Source organism: Ruegeria marina (genome assembly GCF_900101475.1).
Taxonomy (GTDB): Bacteria; Pseudomonadota; Alphaproteobacteria; order Rhodobacterales; family Rhodobacteraceae; genus Ruegeria_B; species Ruegeria_B marina.
This window is the reverse complement of sequence record NZ_FMZV01000003.1, coordinates 138,744-157,283: the sequence shown is the minus strand read 5'-3', so window position 1 is coordinate 157,283 and position 18,540 is coordinate 138,744. Positions and strand designations below refer to the sequence as shown.

At 64.7% G+C, this 18,540-nt stretch carries 16 protein-coding genes; 6 read left to right on the top strand and 10 right to left on the bottom strand.

Annotated features, from left to right (window positions below; genetic code table 11):
• Window positions 1-5 precede the first annotated feature (5 nt).
• Window positions 6-1,718, top strand: a complete 1,713-nt coding sequence (locus tag BLT75_RS05380; RefSeq protein WP_425441118.1) for a tetratricopeptide repeat protein — start codon at window positions 6-8, stop codon at window positions 1,716-1,718.
• Complete coding sequence (locus BLT75_RS05375; RefSeq protein WP_093028485.1) at window positions 1,708-2,541, top strand: 4-(cytidine 5'-diphospho)-2-C-methyl-D-erythritol kinase; 834 nt, start codon at window positions 1,708-1,710, stop codon at window positions 2,539-2,541. The genes BLT75_RS05380 and BLT75_RS05375 overlap by 11 nt, the downstream gene beginning before the upstream one ends.
• A gap of 71 nt (window positions 2,542-2,612) precedes the next feature.
• Here BLT75_RS05375 and BLT75_RS05370 read toward each other — a convergent pair whose 3' ends face one another.
• Window positions 2,613-3,611, bottom strand: coding sequence for a polyprenyl synthetase family protein (locus BLT75_RS05370; RefSeq protein WP_093029055.1), 999 nt, complete (start codon window positions 3,609-3,611; stop codon window positions 2,613-2,615).
• A 59-nt stretch (window positions 3,612-3,670) separates the two neighbouring features.
• Here BLT75_RS05370 and BLT75_RS05365 point away from each other — a divergent pair, with 59 nt between their 5' ends.
• The 3 genes from BLT75_RS05365 to BLT75_RS05355 all read left to right on the top strand — a co-directional run bounded on the left by BLT75_RS05365 (window position 3,671) and on the right by BLT75_RS05355 (window position 4,922).
• On the top strand, window positions 3,671-3,886 hold the full coding sequence (locus BLT75_RS05365; RefSeq protein ID WP_093028483.1) for a putative signal transducing protein: 216 nt from the start codon (window positions 3,671-3,673) through the stop codon (window positions 3,884-3,886).
• The gene (locus tag BLT75_RS05360; protein WP_093028481.1) at window positions 3,883-4,656 is read left to right on the top strand and encodes a tRNA1(Val) (adenine(37)-N6)-methyltransferase; all 774 of its coding nucleotides are present in this window, start codon (window positions 3,883-3,885) and stop codon (window positions 4,654-4,656) included. The genes BLT75_RS05365 and BLT75_RS05360 overlap by 4 nt, the downstream gene beginning before the upstream one ends.
• Before the next feature lie 101 nt (window positions 4,657-4,757).
• The gene (locus tag BLT75_RS05355; RefSeq protein ID WP_093028478.1) at window positions 4,758-4,922 is read left to right on the top strand and encodes a YdcH family protein; all 165 of its coding nucleotides are present in this window, start codon (window positions 4,758-4,760) and stop codon (window positions 4,920-4,922) included.
• Here BLT75_RS05355 and yddG read toward each other — a convergent pair.
• From yddG to BLT75_RS05325, 6 genes are all read right to left on the bottom strand, one after another.
• Window positions 4,919-5,785: an aromatic amino acid exporter YddG gene (yddG, locus tag BLT75_RS05350; protein ID WP_093028476.1), complete on the bottom strand. Its 867-nt coding sequence runs from the start codon at window positions 5,783-5,785 to the stop codon at window positions 4,919-4,921. The two genes, BLT75_RS05355 and yddG, sit on opposite strands and share 4 nt — an antisense overlap.
• Window positions 5,782-6,732 carry a transcriptional regulator GcvA gene (gene gcvA / locus BLT75_RS05345; protein WP_093028474.1) on the bottom strand — a complete coding sequence of 317 codons (951 nt, stop codon included), beginning with the start codon at window positions 6,730-6,732 and terminating at the stop codon, window positions 5,782-5,784. Before gcvA ends, yddG begins: the two co-directional genes overlap by 4 nt.
• Before the next feature lie 365 nt (window positions 6,733-7,097).
• Window positions 7,098-11,579: a GAF domain-containing protein gene (locus BLT75_RS05340; protein ID WP_093028472.1), complete on the bottom strand. Its 4,482-nt coding sequence runs from the start codon at window positions 11,577-11,579 to the stop codon at window positions 7,098-7,100.
• A 142-nt stretch (window positions 11,580-11,721) separates the two neighbouring features.
• Window positions 11,722-12,444: an acetoacetyl-CoA reductase gene (gene phbB, locus BLT75_RS05335; protein ID WP_093028470.1), complete on the bottom strand. Its 723-nt coding sequence runs from the start codon at window positions 12,442-12,444 to the stop codon at window positions 11,722-11,724.
• A 188-nt stretch (window positions 12,445-12,632) separates the two neighbouring features.
• Window positions 12,633-13,808, bottom strand: a complete 1,176-nt coding sequence (locus tag BLT75_RS05330; protein ID WP_093028468.1) for an acetyl-CoA C-acetyltransferase — start codon at window positions 13,806-13,808, stop codon at window positions 12,633-12,635.
• A gap of 172 nt (window positions 13,809-13,980) precedes the next feature.
• Window positions 13,981-14,838 carry an EAL domain-containing protein gene (locus tag BLT75_RS05325; protein WP_245706371.1) on the bottom strand — a complete coding sequence of 286 codons (858 nt, stop codon included), beginning with the start codon at window positions 14,836-14,838 and terminating at the stop codon, window positions 13,981-13,983.
• A 166-nt stretch (window positions 14,839-15,004) separates the two neighbouring features.
• Between BLT75_RS05325 and BLT75_RS05320 the strand changes: the two genes are divergently transcribed.
• Window positions 15,005-16,033, top strand: coding sequence for a hypothetical protein (locus tag BLT75_RS05320; RefSeq protein ID WP_093028467.1), 1,029 nt, complete (start codon window positions 15,005-15,007; stop codon window positions 16,031-16,033).
• 12 nt (window positions 16,034-16,045) lie between these two features.
• Here the strand turns inward: BLT75_RS05320 and BLT75_RS05315 are convergent, their stop codons facing one another.
• From BLT75_RS05315 to BLT75_RS05305, 3 genes are all read right to left on the bottom strand, one after another.
• On the bottom strand, window positions 16,046-17,011 hold the full coding sequence (locus BLT75_RS05315; RefSeq protein WP_093028466.1) for a sterol desaturase family protein: 966 nt from the start codon (window positions 17,009-17,011) through the stop codon (window positions 16,046-16,048).
• The gene (locus tag BLT75_RS05310; protein ID WP_093028464.1) at window positions 17,008-17,394 is read right to left on the bottom strand and encodes a hypothetical protein; all 387 of its coding nucleotides are present in this window, start codon (window positions 17,392-17,394) and stop codon (window positions 17,008-17,010) included. Before BLT75_RS05310 ends, BLT75_RS05315 begins: the two co-directional genes overlap by 4 nt.
• 62 nt (window positions 17,395-17,456) lie before the next feature.
• Window positions 17,457-18,527 carry an NAD(P)H-dependent flavin oxidoreductase gene (locus BLT75_RS05305; RefSeq protein ID WP_093028462.1) on the bottom strand — a complete coding sequence of 357 codons (1,071 nt, stop codon included), beginning with the start codon at window positions 18,525-18,527 and terminating at the stop codon, window positions 17,457-17,459.
• Between the last annotated feature and the right edge of the window lie 13 nt (window positions 18,528-18,540).

Sequence of the window (18,540 nt, the reverse complement as noted above, 5' to 3'; positions counted from 1 at the left end):
GATCCTTGGCGATTTCTCTGGTCAAAAAAGCGGTATTGGCGGTTTTCTTGTCAGCGGCAGGGCTTCCTGTCGGAGCGGAGGTCGGGGCAGGATCCTATCTTGCGGCCCGCCAGGCCCTCTATGGCAACGATTTCGAGACAGCCGCGGACTATTTCGTTCGGGCGCTCTCTCATGATCCGGCGAATCCGGAACTGCTCGAAAACGTGGTGCTGTCGCAACTTGCCCTTGGGCGGCTGGAGCTTGCCGTGCCCGTGGCCGAGCAGATGGAGGCCATGGGCCTGAACAATCAGGTCGCCGGCATCGCAGTGGTGGCCAAACTGCTGGCCGAGGGCAAGTACCAGGAGGTTCTGGACCGCGACCCGGAAACCAAGGCTGTCGGCAAGCTGGTCGATGGGCTCGTCTCGGGGTGGGCGTATATGGGCGTCGGATCGGTGGCCAAGGCGCTGGCGCAGTTCGACGAAGTGGCCGGCGAGGCGGGCTTGCGCGGCTTTGCGTATTACCACAAGGCGATGGCGCTGGCCTCGGTGGGTGACTTCGAAGGGGCGGAAGCGTTGTTCTCGGCCGACGATGGCGCTCTGACAACGATTTCCCGCCGTGCCGCCCTCGCACGTGCCGAGATCCTGTCGCAACTCGACCGCAACGATCAGGCCCTTGAGATGCTGTCGGAAGTCTTCTCTGGTGGCTTCGATCCGGCCCTGAGCAACATGGCGGATCGGTTGTCTGCAGGCGAAACCCTGCCGTTCTCGCTGGTGCGCTCGGCTCAGGACGGTTTGGCCGAGGTTTTTTTTACCATAGGCGCGGCGCTGAATGGCGAGGCCGCGGATGATTACACTCTGGTTTATGTGCGAACCGCGACATATCTGCGCCCTGATCACATCGACGCGCTCTTGATGACGGCCGGTCTGCTCGAACAGATGGGTCAATTCGACCTGGCTGTTGCAACCTACAAGCAGGTCCCGTCCGACAGCCCGGATTACCATGCGGCGGAACTGGGCCGGGCCGAGGCGCTTCGCCGCGCGGCCAAGCCGGATGCTGCCATCGAGGTTCTGGAGAAACTGGCCAAGGACTACCCCAACCAGCCGCAAGCCCATATTTCCCTCGGCGACTTGCATCGGCAGCAAGAGGCATATGACAAGGCCGCCGCCGCCTATGACATGGCGCTGGCCCTGACCGAAGGTGACGCGTCCAACCTGTGGTTCCTGCACTACGCCCGAGGCATATGCCACGAACGGCTTGGAAACTGGAGCAAGGCCGAAGCCGATTTTCGCGCCGCTCTGGAGCTTAACCCGAACCAGCCGCAGGTACTGAACTATCTCGGGTATTCGCTGGTCGAAAAACAGCAGAAACTGGACGAGGCGCTTGATCTGATCCAGCGCGCTGTCGCCGCACGACCCGACAGCGGTTACATTGTCGACAGTCTGGGCTGGGTGCTGTTCAGGCTGGGGCGCTACGAAGAAGCCGTCGTGCACATGGAACGCGCGGTCGAGCTGATGCCCGTCGATCCGGTGGTCAACGATCATCTCGGCGATGTCCTGTGGGCCGTGGGGCGGGTGCGCGAGGCCGAGTTCCAGTGGAAGCGCGCGCTCTCCTTCATCGATCCGGAGGACACCGACGGCGAGGCTGATCCCGAGCGTATCCGCCGCAAGCTGGAAGTCGGGCTCGAGGCCGTGCTGGCCGAGGAAGGATCGCCGCCATTGAAGGTCGCCAATGGCGATTGAGGTCTTCGCGCCTGCCAAGATCAACCTGACACTGCATGTGACCGGCCAGCGCCCGGACGGTTACCACCTGCTGGATTCCCTGGTGGTCTTTGCCGATATCGGCGACACGATCCGTGTCGTCCCCGCTGCTGCGCTGTCGCTGGAAATAGACGGGCCGGAGGCTGTCGGGCTGGCCGCTGAACCGGACAACCTTGTCCTGCGCGCGGCGCGGTTGCTGGCACCGGAGCAAGGGGCCGCGATCACCTTGACGAAACGGCTGCCCGTCGCTTCGGGTATCGGTGGGGGGTCGGCGGATGCCGCCGCCACCCTGCGCGCGCTGGCGCAGCTCCGGGGCGTTGCCCTGCCCGCACCAGAGCAGGTTCTCGCGCTCGGCGCCGATGTCCCGGGCTGCCTTGGTTCGGCCCCCGTGCGGATGCGCGGCATCGGAGAGCGACTGGACCCGGTGCCACCCCTGCCTGCGATGGATATCGTGCTGGTCAACCCGCGCGTCGCCGTCTCCACGCCGACTGTTTTCAAGTCGTTGGCAACCAGGGACAATCCACCCATGCAACCCGTTCTGCCACATTGGCAAGACCTGTCGGATTTCACCGGCTGGCTCGATCGGCAGCGCAATGACCTTACCGCGCCCGCCATTGTGCAACAGCCGGTGATCGCCGATGTGCTGACCGCTCTGCGCGACGTCGGTGCCTTGTTCGCGGCAATGTCGGGGTCGGGTGCCACCTGTTTCGGCCTGTTCCCGCCGGGAGCCATGCCGGACCGGACGTACCCCACCTTGTCTCTCAGGCATCCCGATTGGTGGATCGCACAGGGAAAGATTCTCTGACAGGTTTCTTTCTGGTCCGAAATACTCCGGGGGTGAGGCCCGCAGGGCCGAGGGGGCAGCGCCCCCTGGCTTCAGTTCAGCCGCGACACCACGTAATCGGCCAGGTCGCTCAGCATGGTGCGGATCTCGTGGTTGGGCAGCGCTTCCAGCGCGTTGCGCGCCTTCTCTGCCCAGGCGTGGGCATCGGCCCGCGTGGCGGCTAGCGTCCCGTACTTTTCCATCAGAGCCAGCGCCTGCTCCAGGTCACCCTCGGTCTGCCTGCCCTTCTCGATGGTGCGCACCCAGAACGCGCGTTCCTCCTCGGTTGCCTGCGCCACCGCCTTGATCACCGGCAGGGTCAGCTTGCGCTCTCGGAAATCGTCGCCCACGTTCTTGCCCGTGGTCTTGGCGTTACCCTGATAATCGAGCAGGTCGTCGGCGATCTGAAAGGCAATACCCAAGGCATCGCCATAGTCGAACAGGGCCTTCACCTGCGCCTCGGGCGCGCCGGCGATCACGCCGCCCACTTCCGTTGCTGCCGAAAACAGTGCGGCTGTCTTGCCGCGCACGACTTTCAGATAAATGCTCTCGTCGGTGCGCAGGTCGGTCGCCGCCGTCATTTGCAGCACTTCGCCCTCGGCGATGGTCGCGGCGGCATTGGCGAGGATGTCCAGCACCCGCAGCGAATTGGTCTCGACCATCAGCTGGAAACTGCGCGCAAACAGGTAGTCGCCCACCAGGACCGAAGACTTGTTGTCCCAAAGCAGGTTCGCCGTCGGGCGCCCGCGCCGCTGGGCGCTTTCGTCCACCACGTCATCATGCAGCAGGGTGGCGGTATGGATGAACTCGACCGTCGCGGCCAGCTTGACATGGTCCTCGCCCCGGTAGCCGCAGAGCCGTGCCGCCGCCAGCGTCAGCATCGGGCGCAGGCGCTTTCCGCCCGCCTCGACCAGATGCGCCGTCACTTCGGGGATGCGCGGCGCGTGTTCCGAGGCCATCCGGGTGCGGATCAGCGCATTCACCGCCTGCATCTCGGCAGAAAGGGTGGCGGCAAGCCGGTCATGCGGTTTCGTGTTCACCTTGGCGTCCATCATTCTTCTTTGTTCACAAGGCTCGACAATGGTGCGGCCTTGCCCTTACATCCATCCCCATGAAAGAGCTTTTGCGCAGCACCGATCCGACCATCATGGCCTTTGCCTCCGCTCTTCTTGAAGGCGAGGATATAGACTGCTTTCAGATCGACGTAAATATGAGCATCCTCGAAGGCGGGATCGGGATTTTCCCGCGCCGCATGATGGTTCGGGACGAGGATTTCGAGCGGGCGGTAACGGTTATGCGGGACAACGAGATTCCGCTTGGAAAATGACGGCATTCACCGACGCTGAACTGACTCGCGACGATTTCCTGGGCGGCCGGTTGCGGCTCTTCCAGCCTGTGTCGGGGTATCGTGCGGGGGTGGACCCGGTGTTTCTGGCGGCCTCGGTGCCGGCTCGGGCCGGTCAACGGGTGCTGGAACTGGGCTGTGGCGCGGGCGCGGCAATCCTGTGCCTGGGGCGGCGGGTCCCCGGACTGGAACTGACCGGGGTCGAGCTGCAACCTGCCTATGCCGATCTGGCGCGGCGCAATTCGGACTCGAACGATATCCCGATCGAGGTGGTCGAAGGCGATATCGCGTCCATGCCGGCCTCGTTGCGGCAGCGACAGTTCGACCACGTGATTGCCAACCCGCCCTATTACCGGGCCGGAGCGCACAGTTCCGCCACGGATGCAGGGCGTGCGCTGGCTCTGGGCGAAGGCACGCCGCTTGCGCTTTGGGTCGATGCCGCCGCCCGGCGGCTGGTTCATCGCGGGTATCTGCACATGATCGCCAAGGCCGACAGGCTGCCCGACATTCTTGCCGCTTGTGACAGCCGTCTCGGGTCTGTGGAGGTTCTGCCGCTGGTGCCCCGCGACGGCCGCGCCGCCGAACTGGTTATCCTGCGCGCCCGAAAAGGGGGAAAAGCCGGGTTCCGCCTGCACCACGGACTGATTCTCCATAAGGGCGCCAAGCATCCGGGGGACCGCGATCACTATGTCCCGGAGGTCTCCAGGGTCCAGCGCAAGGCCGAAGCCTTGGCCTGGCCCAATCCGGGCTGAGCGGATCATTCGGTTTTGTGACAGAATTCTGACAAGGCCGCGTGACAGGTCGCTTCGGATATGCTCAACTTGTTCCATCCACAACTGAGAGGAGGATCGCCATGAGTGTGAGCGCGCATTTGACTGAACTGAAGAAGAAGCACGCAACCCTCAGTCTCGAAGTTGAAGAAGCCCAGCGTTCGCCCGGTATCGACGACCTTCGCATTACCCAACTGAAGAAGCAGAAACTTAAGATCAAGGAAGAGATCGAGCGTCTGTCGAACTAACCTGCAAAGCTGGCGCGCGCTGCCAGCAGCGCGCCGCCGGTGATCAGGATGGCGGCAATCGCCAGTGACCAACTGGGTGTTGCGATTCCTGCCAGCACCAAGACGAGCGTAGACAAAAGCGGGGCAGCATAGGAACTGGTGCCCAGCAGTTGTATGTCACCGCGTTTTACCCCGATATCCCAGACATAGAAGGCCAATCCGACAGGGCCTAGGCCCAGCCCGACGGTTGCCGCCCATCGCAGCGCATCCTGTGGCCAGGTCGTTGTTTCAAAGGCGAAATGCAGCGGCCAGGAGGCGGCGGCCGTGGCAAGGCAAAAGACAGCAACTGAACTGGTTGGCGCATTGCCGACCCTGCGCGACAGTACCGAATAGCTTGACCATGTCAGGGCGCAGAGCAGCGCGAGGCCGTAGCCCGGCAGATACTCGGCACTGAACCCCGCACCGCCGCCGCCGGTGATGATCAGCGCGGCACCGGCAAATGCCACCACCGCGCCCATGAAGTGCCCGCGCCGCAGGCGCTCGCCCGGCAACAGGCCCGAGAAGAGCACGATCAACAGGGGCCAGAGATAGGCGATCAGGCCCGCTTCGGCGGCCGGCGCCAGGCGCAGGGCCGAGAAATACAAGGCGTGGTATCCGAAAAGCCCAAGTGTCCCAAAGGCATAGACACGCCAACTGATCATGCGCAATTGCCCAAGGCCGCCGCTCGCCGCGGTCCAGACAAGCCCGAGCGTGCCGCCGATCGTGAAACAGATCGCGTTCAGCAGCAGCGGTGGTGTCGGCGCCGATCCAACCGTGAGCAACGCCAGCAAAGCCCACAAGAGGACGGCAACAAAGCCGATGGCGGTGGCGCGGGTGCGGGTCATGGGCTTGTGATCTCTTCGACAGGTATGATGGTGAAGGCGTCGGAGATATGCGCGGTCTTGTCAATCTCGGCCATGAACCAGTCGTGGAAGGCGGCGATCTGCGGGCGTGTTTCCGCACCTTTCAGGCAGAGAAAGCGGAAACGCCCTTGCGATTCGATGGCAATTTTGAACGGTGCCACAAGGCGGCCCTCTTCCAGGTCCTTGATAATCATCGCTCTTCTGGCCAGTGCGACACCGGCGCCCGCCGCCGCCGCGTCGACCGCGTGGTCGGCGTTCGAGAAATGGGTGCCATGGGTGGGGGCAAAGGAAATGCCGACGGCGCGGAACCAGACGGGCCAGTCCACGGGCGGGCGGAGAAAGGCGATGGAATCGTCGAAGATGAGCGGCGCTTCGGTCAGGCTTTCGGGGGTGGTGTACCGTTCGGCAAGCTCCGGGGACATCACGGGAGTGAGCCATTCCTTGCGCACCGGAAAGGAATAAAGTCCTTCATCATCAAGGCCGTAGCCGAACCTGATGGCAACATCCACATCCTCGCGCGCGAGGTCCATCACCCGCAGCGTTGCGGAAAAACGCAGGTCGATCGTGGGGTGTTTGCGGGCGAAGTCATAGAGCCGCGGCGCCAGCCATTTCGCCGTCAGTGCGGGGCCTGCGGTAACGGTCAGGGTTGTGTTGTCCTGCATCCGCCGGACGCTGCGCCATGTTTCGGCAAGTGTATGAAATCCCTCTGTTATTCCGGGGGATAATGCACGGCCGATCTCGGTGAGTTCGACCGCGCGGTTGAGGCGGCGGAACAGGGGTTGGCCGACGTGCTCCTCTAGCGATTTGATCTGGAAGGACAGCGCGGCGGGGGTGACATTCAGCTCTTCGGCGGCCTTGGCAAAGGACATGTGCCGGGCGGCGGCCTCGAAGGCGCGCAGAGCGGTGAGGGGAGGAAGGCGGTCGGTCATAGGGCAAGAAATTCTTGACTGAAGAAAGAGAAACTCTCGTTTGTGACTTTGATTTTCTGAGGACATATTTGGATCAAGTCAAGAGAAACTGAATCAATGAAAAGGAGCCCGAGATGATTGAAATGACGACAAACCCCGCTGCTCGCCGGGCTATGGAGCGTGCGCATCAGGAACGTGCCCGCGCCATCAGGAGTGCCTGGAGCTGGCTGTTCGGTTCCCGCTGACCGCTGCGCGCGCGGACTTACGGGATGATCGGGGTCAGCCCTGCCGGGTTGGCCCCGATCCTGTCTTGTACTGCGAATTTGCCGTTTCGCAGGTGTTTCAAGGCGCCATTTTGGCCGTTTTGTACAGGGTGGCGAGGCCGCTCAGACGGCGACAAGGCGAAAGATTTCGACCGGTTCGCGGATCCCCTTCAGGGTGACCTCGCCCTTCGACTCGACCGAGTGGTCGTCCTCGACCGCGATCGAGGCGCGGGGGCTGAGCAGGATCTCTCCGTCCTCGGCCTCGTCGCACAGCCGGGCGGCGAGGTTCACGGCGGTGCCGGAGGCGGTGTAGTCGAACCGGCCCTCGTAGCCCACCATGCCGACGGTGGCGTATCCCATCGCGACGCCGACCCCGAACCCCAGCCGGTGCCCCAGCCGTTTCCAGCCGCGGCAGAGGTCGGACATGCGGTCGCGCATCGCCAGCGCCAGCCGCACCGCCTCGCCGGCCGGATCGTCGCAGGGCACGGGATCGTTGAACAGCACCATGATCCCGTCGCCCATGCGGTGATCGACCCCGGCGCCATGGGCGTTGATCAGTTTGCCCATCTCCTGATGATAGGTTTGCAGCACCTCGATGGTCTCTTCGGGTTCGGCCGTTTCGCAGAATGCGGTGAAGCCGCGGATGTCGCAGAACAGCACCCCCAACAGGGCGCGGTGGCTGGACAGCATCTTCTCTGATCCCGAAGAGATCACCGTGTCGGCCACGGCGGCGGGCAGGAAGCGTTTCAGGCGACCCATGCGCTCGATCTCGCCGACCTGATCCTGTACCCGGGTCTCCAGCGAGGCGTTCAGCGTTTCCAGCGCCTTGAATTGGCGGACATTCTCGATGGCGATCACCGCCTGTGCGGCGAAGGTTTCGACCAGCGAGATTTCCGATTGCGCAAAAGGCTTTACTTCTCGCCGGAACAGGGTCAGGTTGCCGATCCCCTGACCGTCCTTGATCAGGGGAACGAACAGCACGCTGCGAATCCCCGAATCGTCGACCATCGAGCGGACGATCGGGCTGCCGGCCTGATAGAGGTCGCTTTTCCCCATGTCCTCGAAGGCGATCAGATGGCCCTCGATGATGGATCTGGCCGCGTAGGAGAGGCCCGCGTCCATCCGCATCCGGCCACTCTCGAAGAGGTCGATTGCGGCTGAGAACATGCCCTTGTGCGCGGCCAGTGTCTGGATGGCATCCTGCGGGGTCCCCAGGATCAGGCCGGCGAGCGGCGCGTTGCAAAGCGTGCAGGCGTTCTCGAGGATCGCGTCGAAGACCGGCTTCTCGTCGTCCCGGCTCTGGCTGATGACCCTCAGCACTTCGGCCGAGGCGCGCTCGCGCCGCAAACGCTGCTGCACCTCGCGGAACTGGCGCACGTTCTCGATGGCGATGACGGCCTGGGCGGCGAAGGCCTGAACCAGGGCAATCTGATCATCGGAAAACGGCGCCACTTCGCGGCGGTAGAGCGAGATGGTGCCGAGGCACGTCGCGCCGCTGGTGAGCGGGACCACAAGCAGGGTTCGCATCCCCTCGGTCTCGACGGCATGCACGCGCAGGGGCTGACCTGTGGCGTAGAGCGGGCCGGCGGCCAGATCCTCGATATGTATGACGGTCCTTTCCGTAACCGCGCGCGCCGTGTCCGACTGTGTCGGGTCGAGCGGTAGGGGACTGGCCTTCATCACCGCGACGAATTCCACGGAGGTGCCGTGGAAAGCGACCAGTTCCAGACCGGTTGCATCCGGCGTGATCAGGCGGATGTAGGCCAGCGGCGCATCACAGAGCCGCGCTGCACCGTCGAGTATGGCGTCGAAGACCGGCATTTCGTCGTCGCGGGATTGGGAGATGACGCTGAGGATGTTCTTGGTGGTGGTTTCCCGTTCCAGACGGGTCTGGACCTCGCGGAACTGGCGGACGTTCTCGATGGCGATCACGGCCTGGGCGGCGAAGGTGCGTACCAGCGAGACATCGTTGTCGTTATAGGCGGCGACCGCGCGGTCGGTCAGCACGATGCAGCCGATTGCCTCACCGTCCCTGATCAGCGGCACCGCGAGGACTGAGCGGGCCTGCGTGGTGTCGATGTTGCTGACGATCTGGGGGATGCCCTTCTTGTAGCCTTCGGTTTCACGCCCGTCGGCGACGTTGATGATCGTCTTTTCCAGGATGCAGCGTACCGGCAGCATTTCCGGGATCATGTCGATGACCATGCCGTCCGGCATCGCAGGATTCGGCTCTCCCCACGAGCCGACGACGTGCAACTTGGTCTTTTCATGGTTGGTCAGCAGCAGGCGGGCACGGACTGCGCCGCACAGGCGCGCGGCGTTTTCCAGAATGGTGTCGAATACCGGCAGGTCGTTGTCGCGGCTGCTGCTGATGACCTGGAGGACCTGTCCGGTCGCGGTTTCGCGTTCAAGCCGTTCCTGAAGTTCGCGGAACTGGCGCACGTTCTCGATGGCGATGACGGCCTGGGCGGCGAAAGTTTCGATCAGCGCGATTTCGTCGCTGGTAAACGGTAAGGGTTCGGTCCTGCTCAGCACGATCGCACCGAGGGCGATACCGTCGCGCAACAGCGGGACGACCAACCGGGCGCGCAGGCCGTCCTGCTCGACCAGCCGGACATAGAGCGGGTCGCGGTTGCGGTAGGCGGGGCTCTGTTTCAGGTCGGGAATGTGGACGCTGTGCGCCTCGCGGAGCGCCTCGGCGACGGGCAACGGAGCGTTCAGGCTCCACGTGTTGTCCGGGCTGACCGGTTCGATCTCGGGTCCACGGTAGGACGCCAGGTGGAATTTGGTGCGCGCGACGTTCAGGATCAACAGTGCCGCCGACGACACCCGGCACAACCGGGCGGCAAGTTCGAGAATGGTGTCGAAGATTGGCTGTTCGTCGTCGCGGTTGCTGCTGATGACCTGGAGGATCTGGCGGGTGGCGGCCTCGCGTTCGAGCCGGGTGCTCAATTCGCGGAACTGGCGGACGTTCTCGATGGCGATGACGGCCTGGGCGGCGAAGGTTTCGACCAGTTCGATCTGTTCGGGTGTGAATGCGCGAATCTCGCGCCGGTAGAGATTGATCGTCCCGATTGCCCGCGAGTCGTGGATCAGCGGGATCACCAGATAGGTGCGGACCTGTTCCAGCTCGACCAGTTGCGCGCGGCGACCGTCGACCGTGTCGGGCGTGTCCACGGCCGACAGGTCTTCGACCTGAATGACGCTCCGCTCCCTGATCGCCCGCGATGTGGTCAGAGCGGAGTCTTCGAGCGGTTCAAGCTGGGTGTCCCAGACCCTGGCCATCTCGGGGCTGGCACCGCGATGCGCGGGCACCCGGAAATGGGTGCCCAGATCGTTCACCAGGCTCAGGAAGGCGAGCGGGGCTTCGCAGAGCCGGCAGGCACTTGCGAGGATGGTGTCAAAGACCGGCAATTCATCGTCGCGGGACCTGCTGATCACCTGCAGGATTTCCCGAGAAGCCCTCTCGCGTTCCAGTCTCTCCTGCACCTCGCGGAACTGGCGCACGTTGTCGATGGCGATGACCGCCTGGGCGGCGAAAGTTTCGACCAGGGCGATCTCGTCTTCGGTGAAGGGGCGCTTTTCCATCCGGTAGAGCGTGATGACGCCGATACCGACGCCCTTGCTGATCAGGGGTACGCTGATGAAACTGCGAAAGCCTTCGTCGTCGACCATCTTGCGCCGGTACTTTTCGCCGGCGCGATACATTTTGGAATTTTGCGCGTCCGGGATGTGCTGAACGACCCCCTCGGTAATGGCGCGGGCTATGGCGAGCCGTTCCGGGTCCATCGGAAACGGGTTTTCGTGCAGCCAGTCTGCCACCTCGGAATGCATTCCGCTCCAGGCCTTGATTTCCAGATGCGTGCGATCCCGGTTCGGCAGAACCAGGAATCCGAAGGGCGCGTCGCACAGCCTGAGCGCGTTTTCCAGTATCACGTCGAAGACCGGCTGTTCGTCGTCGCGCGACTGGCTGATGACTTCGAGAATGTCGCGGGTCGCGGCCTCGCGCTCCAGCCGGGTCTGCAAGTCGTGGAACTGGCGCACGTTCTCGATGGCGATGACGGCCTGGGCGGCGAAGGTTTCGACCAGCGCGATCTGATCGGATGAAAAGGGGTCCACTTCGCGCCGGTAGAGCCCGATCGCGCCTAACGCGCGGTTGCCCTGCATCAGCGGCACGGCCAGAAAGGTTCGGATGCCTTCGATGTCCACCGCCTCGACGCGGCGCTGGTCGCCTGCGCGGTAGAGATCGGTGTCGGCAAGATCGGCGATCTGCACCACCGCACCGGAATTGATCGCGCTCGGGATGGAGGCCGGATTGTCCAGTGGCCAGCCGGTCAGGGCATGTTCGAGATATTCGGGCCGCGCGCCGAGGCTGGCGACCAGATGGGCGCGGCTGCCTGAAGCATCCACAAGGTATAGGCCGGCAAAGGGCGCCTCGCAGAGCAGGCAGGCGTTTTCGAGAATCGCTGCAAAGACAGGCCCGGTGTCGGCGCGCGAGGTGCTGATGATGTCGAGGATGCTGCGCAGCGCCTGTTCGTGCCCCGGGGCAGCTGCGCGCCCTGACGCCCGGGTACGCGGTTTGTCGGGGGGCGGGGAAGACTTCAAATCCTGGGCTCCGGTATCGCGTTGTGCCTCAGGATAAGGCGGTTACGGCCCGTGCGCCAAATTTTTTCGTGCGATGCGCCTGTGTTGAACGAAAAAGACCGCCCCGGACGGGGCGGTCTTGCATGGGATGACGGGCCGGTCTTCAGCCGAAGAACTGGGCTCCGTTGGCCGAGATGGTCGAGCCGTTGATGAACTGGGCGTCGTCGGAGGCCAGGAACACCACGCAGCGGGCGATTTCCTCGGGCTCGCCCAGGCGGCCTGCGGGGATCTGGGCGATGATGGATTCGCGCACCTTCTCCGGCACGGCCATGACCATTTCGGTGGCGATATAACCGGGGCAGACCGCGTTGGCGGTGATGCCGGCGCGGGCGCCTTCCTGGGCCAGGGAGCGGACGATGCCGATGTCGCCGGCCTTGGTCGCGGCATAGTTGACCTGGGCGAACTGGCCCTTCTGGCCGTTGATCGAGGAGATCACGATGACGCGGCCGAACTTGCGCTCGCGCATGCCGGGCCAGACGGGATGGACGGTGTTGAACACGCCGGTCAGGTTGGTGTCGATCACCTGCTGCCACTGTTCCGGGGTCATCTTGTGGAAGGGTGCGTCCTTGGTGATGCCGGCATTGGCGACCACCACGTCGATCGGGCCCAGCTCGGCCTCGACCTTGGCGATGCCTGCTGCGCTGTCCTCGTAGCTGGCGACGTTCCACTTGTAGGTCTTGATGCCGGTCTCGGCGGTGAAGGCTGCCGCGGCTTCGTCATTGCCGGCATAGGTGGCGGCGACATTGTAGCCTTCGGCCTTGAGCGCCTTGGAAATCGCGGCGCCGATGCCGCGCGAACCGCCGGTGACGAGTGCTGTACGTGCCATTGAGGAATCCTCCAGATCTGAATTGGCTTGATAATGCTGTTACGATGTGGGGCTGAAATGCGCAATATTGTTTCGCGGTGAATTCCCGCATTGCAGAGCAACAATATTGTCGCACTTGCAGCATGTTCTTGGAATGCCACGAAAAAGGGCGCCTGACGGCGCCCTGTTCCTATGACCGGTTCGGGCGATCAGTCGCGCTCCACGCAGAGGGCAACGCCCATGCCGCCACCGATGCAGAGGGTCGCGAGACCCTTCTTGGCGTTGCGGCGCTTCATTTCGAAGAGTAGGGTGTTCAGGACGCGGCAGCCCGAGGCGCCGATCGGGTGGCCGATGGCGATGGCGCCGCCGTTGACGTTGACGATGGCCGGATCCCAGCCCATGTCCTTGTTCACCGCACAGGCCTGGGCGGCAAAGGCTTCGTTGGCCTCGACCAGGTCCAGGTCCTCGACCTTCCAGCCGGCCTTGGCCAGCGCCTTGCGCGAGGCATGGATGGGGCCGACACCCATGATCGACGGGTCGAGCCCGGCGGTGGCGTAGGAAGCGATGCGGGCCAGCGGCTCGATACCGCGCTTCTCGGCGTTCTCGGCGGTCATCAGCAGGGTGGCGGCGGCACCGTCGTTCAGGCCGCTGGCGTTGGCGGCGGTGACGCTGCCGTCCTTGGTGAAGGCGGGGCGCAGTTTCTGCATCGCCTCGATGGTGGCGCCGTGGCGGATGTATTCGTCGCTGTCCATCACGATGTCGCCCTTGCGGGTCTTGATGGTGAAGGGCACGATCTCGTCGGCGAACTTGCCGGCCTTCTGTGCGGCTTCGGCCTTGTTCTGCGAGGCGACGGCGAACTCGTCCTGCATCTCGCGGCTGATCTGCCACTGTTCGGCGACGTTTTCGGCGGTCTGGCCCATGTGGTAGCCGTTGAACGCATCCCACAGACCGTCGCGGATCATCGTGTCGATATATTTCATGTCGCCCATCTTGTGGCCGGCGCGCAGATTCGCGGCATGGGGCGAGAGGGTCATGTTTTCCTGGCCGCCGGCGATGACGATATCGGCGTCGCCCAGCAGGATGTGCTGAGCGCCCAGCGCCACGGCGCGCAAGCCCGAACCGCAGACCTGGTTGATGCCCCAGGCGGCGCTTTCCTTGGGCAGTCCGGCGTTGATATGGGCCTGGCGGGCGGGGTTCTGGCCTTGGGCCGCGGTCAGGACCTGGCCGAGGATGGTTTCGCTGACTTCGGCCTTGTCGATGCCCGCGCGGGCGACGACCGCTTCGAGCACTGCGGCGCCCAGGTCATGTGCGGGGGTATTGGCGAACGATCCGCCAAAGCTGCCGACGCCGGTGCGGGCGGCCGATGCAATTACGATGTTGGTCATGTGATCCGATCCTATGCCGTCATGGACTATTGGGAAATCTGACGGCAAACGAGCCGGAAGTCGACTCTGGAGCGCCCCTAAATCCCCCGCTCAAGCGCCCTTGACATAGCGTAACGCTGCATGCGCAGCAACGGACAGCTTGTCTCACGTTCATGCAAGCGGGTTTCGGCCGTCAGGCGTTCGCCTTGCGGGCGGGGTTCACCGGTTTTCTGTCCCACTTGGGAGAGACGCTCGGCGCGCCGCAAAGAAAGCCCTGGAGGCAATCGACACCGGTTGCCACGAGAAAGCCGGCGTCGGCTTCGGTCTCGACCGATTCCGCAACAACGAGCATCTCGAACTCCCTGGCGAGCGCGACCAGGGTGCGCACGATGGCCTGATTGCCACGATGGCCGCTCACCCCGCGCACGAAACGGCCGTCGATCTTGACCGCGTCGAAGAAGAAGTCGCGGAAGGCGTTGAAGTCGATCGGGCCGTCGCCGAAATCATCCAGCGCAAAGGCGATGCCGCGCGGTTGCAGCCGGTCCATGAAGTCGATCACCAGTTCCGGCATCGCCATCGCCGAGGTCTGGTTGATTTCAAGGATCAGGCGTTCGCCCAGTGCAGGATCGCGCGACAGGTGCTGGTCGAGCGTCTGCATCCAGGAATGGAATCCGATGGAGCGCGCCGACATGTTGATCGACAGCCGAATGTCCGGTTTTTTACGCAAGGCCCTGAGCCCGGTGTCGAGTGCGATCCGGTCAAGCTCGCGCCCGATCTCGGTGTTTTCGACCTGGGGCATGAAATCGCGCGCCGGGATCTGGCGGCCGGTTTCGTCGAGCACGCGAAGGAACCCTTCCCAGAAGGCGACAGCATGGGGCGGATGCGCCTGAAGCACAGGTTGATAGGCCAGCATGCAGTCACCATGGCGTACCGCCTCGGTCGCCATCGCGACCGCCGACCGGTCGCGGCCTGAAACCGCTGCGCTGAGCGGGCTTTCGGAGCCGGGCGGCAGGTCGGCCATTTTTTCGCGGCGTTTCGAAAATGAGGTCATGGTTCGGCATCCAGAGTTCCGTCCGGCATGAGGCTCGGGCAAACTTCCTACCGTTCCGTTAAAGTTGGAATTGTCGGAAAACTGGAAGAATATGGTAGTGAAGGAACAGGGCGTCCTGCCTTGGGGGAATAACGTTGGCGGTCCCGGGGGCCGGGGGAGAGTGGATATGCGAAAGCTGATATCGTTTCTCGGCGCGACGCTGATCCTTGTGCTGGCGGCGGGCGAGGCGCGGGCCTGCGGTTTTCACGGCTACCTGCCGGAAAGGACCGTGATCGACCGGATGCTGGAGAGCGATCACATCGTGCTGGCGCGGGCCGATCCTGAAAATCCGTTCCGCTTTGTTGCCGTCGAGGCGATCCGGGGCAGCCTTGACGGGGTCGAGATACCGCAGCTGGTCGATTCGCTGACCCGGCGGCGGCTGAATCTCGGCCCGCAGGACAGGGTGATGTTCGCGCGCGACGGTGGGGACGGAACCTGGGTGCAGCTCGCCTATGTCGATGCTGCATTCCGGTCGGTGCTGGACCGGATCGTGCCGCGGCTGGAGAGCTGGGCTGCGGGCGATCAGGCGGGCCGGTTCCAGTTCTTCGCCGATCTTCTGCATCACCCGGACCGGAGGGTGGACGACCTGGTCCTGGCCGAGCTGGACCAGGCGCCTTACGCGGTGTTCGACCGCCTGTCGCTGGCCCCGGACACCGCGTTGCTGACGGCGGATTTCTATGCGCCGCACCGGTTCAGGATGATACCGATCCGGGTGCTGTTGCTGGGCAAGAGCCCGGATCCGGCGGCGGCCGCGTTCCTGCGCGCCAAGTTTGCGGGCGGGAGATCGCCGACCGGCAGCATGGCCGGGGCCTATGCGGTGGCGCTGATCGAGAGCCAGGGGCGGCCGGGGGCAGACCGGATCGCGGCGCTGCTGCGGGCGGGGCCCGCCTTCACGCCCGAGACGCGCGAGGTGCTGGTCGAGGCGCTGGCGCTTCACAGCCTGACGGGCGAGCCGGATTTGCAATCCCATGTGCGCGGTCTGGTCGCGGCGCTGCTGCGGGACGACCCGGCGCTGGCCGGTGCGGTGGCGCGGCGGTTCGGCGCGCTGGGCGACCGGTCACAGGTCGAGCCCCTGCGGGCGCTGGCGCAGGCCGGGATGGTGGCTGCCGATGGCGACCGGCTGGCGGTGGAGCAGTATCTGAAGCCCGCAATCTAGACGGATGCGGGCTCAGGAGCGCAGACCCTGCGCCGGACCGGGCGGCCTATCCGTGAACCCCGGCGTGCCACGGTCCTGCGGGTGGCGGGCGAGGTGCCTGGCCTTGATCTGTGCCGAGGTCTCGCGGCTGCCGTCATGGCTGTATCCCGGCGGGGCAAAGGCATAGGCGAGCCGCTGGCGCAGGGTCAGCCCGGGTTGCGTGATGTCGCGCCAGATCCCCAGCCATTCGTGAAAGGCCACCCGCAGCGGGTTGAACGTGCCGAGGTTGTGGACGAGGCCGTAGTCGACCTTTTCATCCTCTTGCTCGGGCACGAAAGTGCCGAACATCCTGTCCCAGACGATGAACACCCCGGCATAGTTGCAATCCAGATAGCGGGGGTTGCGGCCATGGTGCACGCGGTGGTGGCTGGGCGTGTTCATCACCGCCTCGAACCAGCCGGGCAGCTTGCCGATCGCCTCGGTATGGATCCAGAACTGGTAGATCAGGTTGAGCCCGCCGGCGAAGAGGACCAGCGCGGGGTGAAAGCCCAACAGCACCAGCGGCGCCTTGACCACCATCATGAAGGTGAAGGTACCGGTCCAGGTCTGCCTGAGCGCGGTGGTCAGGTTGTAGTGCTGGCTGGAATGGTGGTTGACGTGGCTGGCCCAGACCCAGCGGATGCGGTGGCCGAAGCGGTGCACCCAGTAATAGCGCAGGTCATCCAGCACGAAACAGGCGACCAGCGCCCACACCGAGGTGCCGAGATCGAGCGGCGTCAGATCCCAGAGAACCATCAGGAAGCCCCAGGCGATGAAGCCCAGCAGGATGCCCTCGGCCACCGACCCCGCGCCCATGACCAGCGAGGTGACGGCATCGCGGGTCTCGTACCGGCCGCCGCGCTTCTTCATCGCGATCCACAGGAACTCGATCAGGATGGCGGCGATGAAGAAGGGCACCGCCAGTTGCGTGGGGTCGGGGAAGCTGAGCGTTTCGGTCATCGGGGGGTCATCCTGGCCTGCCAGTCGCGGCGTTCGTCTGGGGAAAGGTGCAGCGTCACCTGCGGCGCGGTGAAGTCGTGGAACAGGACGCGCAGGCCCTGCGGGTGGTCGAGAAGGTCGAAATCGCGCAGGTGGCGGCCCACGGTATCGGCCCCGAAGGACCACAGGAGACCGGGGCCCTGTTCGGTCTCGACCAGAGCGGCGTGGCCGTCATGGGCGACGGTGACGTCGACGATCATGTCGTCGGGAAAATGCCGGTGCCAGGCGGCGCGCGCATCCTCGGGCAGCAGGACCGCGCGGTGCGAGCGCCCGGTCAGGTGCAGGATGACGGCGATGGCCGATATGCCGCCGATCACCAGGATCAGCAGGAATTCAAGTGGCATGGGCTCCTCCCTGTTGGCAGAGTGGAGCCGGGATGCGGCGCTTGTCAAAGGGTCGCGTGGCGTCAGCGCGGGGAGAGGCGGGCGAGACTGTCGCGCGTGTCGCGGGCCAGTTGCGCCATAAGTTCGGCGGCGCCGATGTCGCGGCCGAGCGTCAGGGCCTGGCCGCAGAGGTGGAACGAGACCTCCTCGTCCGGGGCGGCGTCGAGCAGCGGGCCGGAGAGCGCATACATCTGGATGAAACCGGGCCGGGGATCGTGATGCTGCGCCATCTCTTCGGCGAAGCGCGAGCTGAGCGCACGGGCGCAGCGCCCGGAGAAAGCATCGGTTGCCATCGTGTCGGCCTCGGTCGCGGCGCGCAGCCGGTCGCGCCAGGCGGTTGCGGTTGCCGCCTCGGGGCAGCGGAGAAAGGCGGTGCCCATCTGCACGCCTGCGGCCCCCAGCGCCAACGCGGCGGCGATGCCGCGCCCGTCGCCAATGCCGCCCGCCGCGATCACCGGCACCGAGACCGCATCGGCGATCTGCGGCACCAGCGCCATGGTGCCGACGCCCTCGTGCGGTTGGGTCACGCGGTGCGAGCCGCGGTGGCCGCCCGCCTCCCAGCCTTGGGCAATGATGGCGTCAAAGCCCGCGCGGTCCAGCGCCCGGGCCTCGGCGGCGGTGGTGGCAGTGCCGATCAGGAGGATACCGGCACCTTTGAGCACGGTCAGCACGGATGCGTCGGGGATGCCAAAATGGAAGCTGACCACGCGCGGGCGCAGTTCCAGCATCAGGTCGAGTTTTTCGGCGTCGAACCCGGGCTTGAGGTCGGGCAACCGGTCGGGCGGGGCGCCCAGGCCGAACCTGTCATACCAGGGTTTCAGGCGGTCGCGGGTGCGGGCGAGGGTCTGTGGGTCGGTCCGGGGTGCATCGACGGTGAAGAAATTCAGGTTGAAGGGGCGGTCCGTCAGGCTGCGCAGCTCGGCCACTTCGCGCCGGATCCGGTCCAGCGGTTTTTCGGCGCAGCCCAAAGAGCCGAACCCGCCGGCATTGCACACCGCAGCGGCCAGCGCGGGTGTGCAGGTGCCTGTCATCGGGGCCTGGATGATCGGGTGTTCGATCCCCAGGAGATCGCACAGTCGTGTATCGGGCCACATCGAGGTACCCTCC

Bases quoted from the DNA above. Each gene is read 5' to 3' on its own strand.
- BLT75_RS05375 (WP_093028485.1), top strand. From the start codon at position 1,708: ATGGCGATTGAGGTCTTCGCGCCTGCCAAGATCAACCTGACACTGCAT.
- BLT75_RS05370 (WP_093029055.1), bottom strand. From the start codon at position 3,611: ATGGACGCCAAGGTGAACACGAAACCGCATGACCGGCTTGCCGCCACC.
- BLT75_RS05365 (WP_093028483.1), top strand. From the start codon at position 3,671: ATGAAAGAGCTTTTGCGCAGCACCGATCCGACCATCATGGCCTTTGCC.
- BLT75_RS05360 (WP_093028481.1), top strand. From the start codon at position 3,883: ATGACGGCATTCACCGACGCTGAACTGACTCGCGACGATTTCCTGGGC.
- BLT75_RS05355 (WP_093028478.1), top strand. From the start codon at position 4,758: ATGAGTGTGAGCGCGCATTTGACTGAACTGAAGAAGAAGCACGCAACC.
- yddG (WP_093028476.1), bottom strand. From the start codon at position 5,785: ATGACCCGCACCCGCGCCACCGCCATCGGCTTTGTTGCCGTCCTCTTG.
- gcvA (WP_093028474.1), bottom strand. From the start codon at position 6,732: ATGACCGACCGCCTTCCTCCCCTCACCGCTCTGCGCGCCTTCGAGGCC.
- phbB (WP_093028470.1), bottom strand. From the start codon at position 12,444: ATGGCACGTACAGCACTCGTCACCGGCGGTTCGCGCGGCATCGGCGCC.
- BLT75_RS05330 (WP_093028468.1), bottom strand. From the start codon at position 13,808: ATGACCAACATCGTAATTGCATCGGCCGCCCGCACCGGCGTCGGCAGC.
- BLT75_RS05325 (WP_245706371.1), bottom strand. From the start codon at position 14,838: ATGACCTCATTTTCGAAACGCCGCGAAAAAATGGCCGACCTGCCGCCC.
- BLT75_RS05320 (WP_093028467.1), top strand. From the start codon at position 15,005: ATGCGAAAGCTGATATCGTTTCTCGGCGCGACGCTGATCCTTGTGCTG.
- BLT75_RS05315 (WP_093028466.1), bottom strand. From the start codon at position 17,011: ATGACCGAAACGCTCAGCTTCCCCGACCCCACGCAACTGGCGGTGCCC.
- BLT75_RS05310 (WP_093028464.1), bottom strand. From the start codon at position 17,394: ATGCCACTTGAATTCCTGCTGATCCTGGTGATCGGCGGCATATCGGCC.
- BLT75_RS05305 (WP_093028462.1), bottom strand. From the start codon at position 18,527: ATGTGGCCCGATACACGACTGTGCGATCTCCTGGGGATCGAACACCCG.